Below are 4,012 nucleotides of genomic sequence, written 5' to 3'. Positions count from 1 at the left end.
GTCGGTGCGGGCGGCGGCCCAGCCGAACTTCCGGTAGCGCTCGTTCCGGTAGCCGATCATGGCGTCGAGGGTGTTGATCGCGCGGTAGGCCAGCAGGCCCGGAATACCGGCCACCGCACCCCAGAACAGCGGGGCGACCGTCGCGTCCGAGGTGTTCTCGGCGATGGATTCCAGTGCGGCCCGGGCCAATCCGTCGGCGTCGAGGACCGTGGGGTCGCGACCGCACAGGGACGGCAGCAACTCCCGCGCCCCCGCCAGGTCGTCGGCCTCCAGGCGGTCGGCCATGGCGCGGCCGGTGCGGGCCAGGCTGCGGCCGCCGAGCACGGTCCAGGTGGCGGCGGCGGTGAGCGGCACCCGGCCCGATCCCGCCCGGTGTGCCGCCACCCCGACAGCGGTCACGGCACCCACCAGCACCACTTCGTGCAGCACACCCGCCGCGCGGCTGTCCCGATAGGTCCTGGTCTCCAACGCCATTGCCGCCGAACCGAATCCGGCGACCGGATGGCAGCGGCGCGGGTCGCCGAGCAGGCGGTCCAGCGCGAATCCGAGCAGCAGTCCCGCTGCGGTCGAGGTCCCGGTACGCACTCGGCGAGGGTAGTCGACGCGCCGCCGCGCCCCCGGCGGGTGGGGGCGCGGCGGGGTGGTCAGGACTGGTTCTTCAGGAAGGAGAGCTCATTGGCGCTGCCCGCCACCACCACATCCAGCTTGCCGTCGCCGTCGTAGTCGGCCAGTGCCGGAGTCTGCGGCTGCGAGGTGACGTCGTGGTCACCGGCGCGGCCGATGGTGCCGTCCCCGTTCCCGCTGAACACCATGATCTTCGAATTCAGTACGGCGGACATGACGGCGTCGAGATTGCCGTCGCGGTCGAAATCGCCCACCGCGATACTGGTGGGGCCGAGCCCGGACAGCGGTACCCGGTTGGTCTTCGAGAAGTCACCCTTGCCGTCGGAGATGAGCACCGTAGTGCTGAACGAGAACGAATCGGCGGTGATCACGTCGTCGATTCCGTCACCGGTGAAATCACCGGCACGGATATCCTCGGTGACCAGTCCGGAGGTGCTGCCGCCGCGCAGGTCGAAACTGCCGTCGCCGCGGTTGGTCGCCACGTGCACCCGTTGCAGCACAGTATTGTTGACGGCGATATCGGGTTTCCCGTCACCATCGAAATTCCCGACGGTGAAGGCCGTCGGGGCACCCGGAATGGTCACCGAACCCTTGCCGTCGAGTTCGCCGTTGCCCTTGCCGAGCCAGGTCTTCACCCCCGCCGGCACCAGGCTCAGCACGTCCTGTTCGCCGTCGCCGTTCACATCGGCGACGATCACCTCCTGCTGCGCCCCCTCCAGCGTCGGATAGGTCTTGGGGTCGGCGAAGGTGCCGTCGCCGTTGTTGATGAAGGTCGCGACGAAGGTCCACGCCTGGGCCACCACATCGGGACGGCCGTCGCCATTGAGATCACCGGCGGCGACCGCGCCGTACCCATTGCCGGGTGTGCCGACCCGCGTCCCCGGGTTGAAGGTGCCGTCCCCCTTGCCGGTCATGAGCACCGGACCCGGACCGCCGAAATCGGCGCTGACGATATCGGCCTTGCCGTCACCGTTGAAATCGGCGGTGACCACGCCGATCGGGGCCGGGCCGGGACCCCAGGACGGGAAATTGCCGCCCGTCGGGGAATTCACCGCCGGGGCGAAGGAAATGGTTCCGGCCGACGCCGTGCCGGTGGCGAACAGGCAGCAGGCGGTGGTGGCGGCGAGAAGAGTGAGGCGCTGGCGCATAGGTATTCCTGGGGTAGAGCGTGACGAGGTGGAGCGGCTCGGAATCTATGGCGTGGATCACAGTGGCGACGACGCATTGTCGCGAATTTGTGGAATTGCCTTGGAATCCGGGATCGGCTGTGCAACGCGCCCAAAGCGGCTCGGGGGCGCGGAATCGCCGGTGATCGCGTGGCCCACCACGGATGCGACGTGTCCCGGCCTACCCTGGTCTATGCGTCGTTTCGAAACACGATGTGGCGCAGGGACTCACGATTGAGGTGGCGAAATGACCGTGCGGGATCGACTGGCCGAGTTGCCGACGGCGGATGAGGGAGAGGTGTTCGGGACGCCGTATCAGACGCCGGACGGGACGACGATCGTCCCGGTCAGCCGGACAGGGTACTTCCGGAAGGCGCTCCGGCCGGTCGGGATGTACGTGATCCGTGCGGGGACGGTGCGGTTCGAACCGGCCTTCGATCACACCCGGATCGCCCTGCTGGCCGAGTTGATCGGGCTGGTGGCGGCCGGTCTCGCCACCGCCGCGATGCTGCGTCGGCCGCCGTGGCCGGATATGCGAATCACGCAGCGCGTCACCCGCACCGACTGAGTCGAATGTGTCGCCGTGGTCGCGGCGGTACTCCGGATCGTCGCCCGAGTGCGGTTGCTCGCGTGATACTCGGCGCTCAGCGGCGGGTGCCGCCGTAGCGGTCGGCCAACCGGGCCTCGGTGGTCTGCGCCTTGTTCGGGGGAGGCGGGGTGGTGGGGCCTCCGACCGTGTCCGGCGGGGTTGTCGAATCGGCTGTGACCGGGGCGTCGGAGCCTGTCGCCGCGTTCTCGCGGCGGCGGGCGCGTAGTTCGGCGTACACGAAATAGCCGAGGCCGAGTGGGGCCATGATGCCGAACGCCAACCATTGCAGGCCGTAGGAGAGATACGGCCCGGCGTCGAGTTGCGGCAGCGGGACCGGGGTGAAGACGCCCGGCTGACCCTCCGACAGCTGCAGGTAGCCACCGCGGCCGTCGGTGGGGATCGCGGTGATCGGCAGGTCGAGCACCTGCGCCGCCTGCGTGGTGTCGATGGAGTACACCTGGCGCAGGCCGTTCTCGGTCATCGGCAGCTTGTCCTCGGGAACGCCCTCGGAGCTGCGCACCCGCGCCTCCAGGCGCTGCGGCCCGGCGGGCGGATCCGCGATGGCGGGGGGTCTCGTGCCGTCGACGGCGGCCACCATGCCGCGGTCGACCAGCACCGTGCGGCCGTCGTCGAGCCGGAAGGCGGCCAGCACCGCGAAGGCGGGTGCGCCGTCGAGATGCCGCAAACGCACCAGCAGCGTGGAGTCGGGCACGTAGCCGCCGTTCGCGGTGACGCGCTGCCATTCGCTGTCGGTGTCGGTGCCGTCGAGCAGGGCGGTGACATCGACCGGCGCGGCCCGCACCGAATCGGCGATCCGCTGATTGCGATGCTCGGTGGCGGAGTTCTTGCCCAGCTGCCAGGGGGCGAGCACGGTGAAGCACATGTAGGCGAAACCGGCCACCACCACGGCCAGGATCAGCCAGCTGGGTCGCAGCAGGAAGCCGAGGCGCCGCAGCGCCGACCGGCCGCTCATGCCGTGCCCCGCCGCGGCTCGCCGAGCTGGTCGCGCACCCAGTCCAGCAGGCCGGGGACGGCGGCCTCGATCTGCTGCCGCACCAGTTCGAAATCGCGCCGATCGCCGTAGTACGGATCGGCGATATCGGGACCGTCGGCCTCCGGGTCGAAGCTGCGCAGCAGCCGCCGCGCCTCCGACGGCACCCCCAGCCGCGCCAGCGCCCGCTCGTGCGAGGTGTCGAGTGCGATCAGCAGATCGGCGTCGCGGTGGTCGTCACCGATCACCGCCGCCACATGGCCGACCGGGTATCCGTGTCGCCGCAGTTCGTCGGTGGTACGCGGATCGGCGTCGTCGCCGACGTGCCAGCTGCCGGTGCCCGCGCTGCTCACCCGCACCCGGTCCGCCAGCCCGGCACGCTCGAGATGCGCGGCGAAGATCTTCTCGGCCATCGGCGACCGACAGATATTGCCGGTGCAGATGAAGGTCACATGCAGCTCGCCCACAACAGCCATTGTGTCGGGTCCACCTACGAGGCTGCCACGTAGGGTGTTGAGCTGTGCCGGAGGACACCGCGGCGAGCCGTGCGTCCGGGGCTGCGGCGAGCCGTGCGTCCGGGGCTGCGGTGGGTTGTGCTTCGGCGGCGGCGGTGAGTCGGGATTCGCGGCGAGTAGTGAATCA

The 4,012-nt window shown here is 69.9% G+C and carries 5 protein-coding genes; 1 reads left to right on the top strand and 4 read right to left on the bottom strand.

From position 1 onward, the window contains the following. Together QK444_RS33680 and QK444_RS33675 are read right to left on the bottom strand one after the other, a co-directional pair. A partial coding sequence (locus tag QK444_RS33680) for a cobalamin biosynthesis protein (protein WP_282786066.1) occupies window positions 1-585 on the bottom strand: 585 nt, incomplete at its 3' end. Window positions 586-644: 59 nt separating this feature from the next. Then, window positions 645-1,772 (bottom strand): VCBS repeat-containing protein, encoded by a 1,128-nt coding sequence (locus QK444_RS33675; protein WP_282786065.1) that lies wholly within the window; start codon window positions 1,770-1,772, stop codon window positions 645-647. A gap of 265 nt (window positions 1,773-2,037) precedes the next feature. On the opposite strand from QK444_RS33675, the gene QK444_RS33670 reads away from it, so the two are divergent. Next, window positions 2,038-2,358: a hypothetical protein gene (locus QK444_RS33670; protein WP_282786064.1), complete on the top strand. Its 321-nt coding sequence runs from the start codon at window positions 2,038-2,040 to the stop codon at window positions 2,356-2,358. 76 nt (window positions 2,359-2,434) lie between these two features. Here QK444_RS33670 and QK444_RS33665 read toward each other — a convergent pair whose 3' ends face one another. Both QK444_RS33665 and QK444_RS33660 read right to left on the bottom strand, forming a co-directional pair. Beyond that, complete coding sequence (locus QK444_RS33665; RefSeq protein ID WP_282786067.1) at window positions 2,435-3,334, bottom strand: SURF1 family protein; 900 nt, start codon at window positions 3,332-3,334, stop codon at window positions 2,435-2,437. Window positions 3,335-3,348: 14 nt separating this feature from the next. Continuing rightward, the gene (locus tag QK444_RS33660; protein WP_039811799.1) at window positions 3,349-3,846 is read right to left on the bottom strand and encodes a low molecular weight protein-tyrosine-phosphatase; all 498 of its coding nucleotides are present in this window, start codon (window positions 3,844-3,846) and stop codon (window positions 3,349-3,351) included. Window positions 3,847-4,012: the final 166 nt, after the last annotated feature.

The sequence above is a fragment of the Nocardia sp. CC201C genome, assembly GCF_030010695.1.
Taxonomy (GTDB): Bacteria; Actinomycetota; Actinomycetes; order Mycobacteriales; family Mycobacteriaceae; genus Nocardia; species Nocardia otitidiscaviarum.
Note: the sequence above shows the minus strand (reverse complement) of the source record. Positions and strands in the feature narration are given on the sequence as shown.